Below are 610 nucleotides of genomic sequence, written 5' to 3' on the forward strand. Positions count from 1 at the left end.
GTATATTGATATAATATATTTAGGCTTCAAGAAAAGTATATTGTATCTTGACATTTAAATCTTACGGGTGTAATATAAAACATATATATTTTTTTGGTCTTAATTCTTACAAATGTAAGAATAGCAAGAAGGGAGTAAAAGATGTTTCAGAATAAACATATAGTACAATGGGTTTTGTATATGACGATATGTACATTTGTTTTGACTGCCTGCAAAAACGAAAAGGTGATTGAAGATAAACGAAAGGATACCAAAACATCAGAAAGCACGGCTTTACCTTGTGAGCAGAGTTATATTGATTGGAATAACAGTGTTGCCAGGAAAAATGGGAAATTGTACTTTGCAATAGAGATTAAAGATTTTATAGATGCTTACAACTATTGCTATTACCAAGATTATGGAAAGAAATATATTCAGTCGCTTGTAACATGGTATTCATATAAACAAGATTTTGGAAGGCTGAAAGGAGATATGTGTTATGAATATACGGAAAATAAGAAAATACTGACACTACCCACTGTTGCTGTGTACACTATAAACATACAAAAAACATAGAAGCTATTACAGTTAATTTTGATGATCATAGTTATACAGAAAAAATGTATAAGAA

Annotated in this window: 1 protein-coding gene; it reads left to right on the plus strand. The window is 29.5% G+C overall.

Annotation, left to right across the window (positions count from 1 at the left end; translation table 11 throughout):
- Positions 1-141: 141 nt before the first annotated feature.
- Entirely contained in the window at positions 142-555 is a 414-nt protein-coding gene (locus tag DW981_RS14840) for a hypothetical protein (RefSeq protein ID WP_118508265.1), read from the plus strand.
- Positions 556-610 lie beyond the last annotated feature (55 nt).

This window comes from Clostridium sp. AM49-4BH (assembly GCF_003478335.1).
Taxonomy (GTDB): domain Bacteria; phylum Bacillota; class Clostridia; order Lachnospirales; family Lachnospiraceae; genus Butyribacter.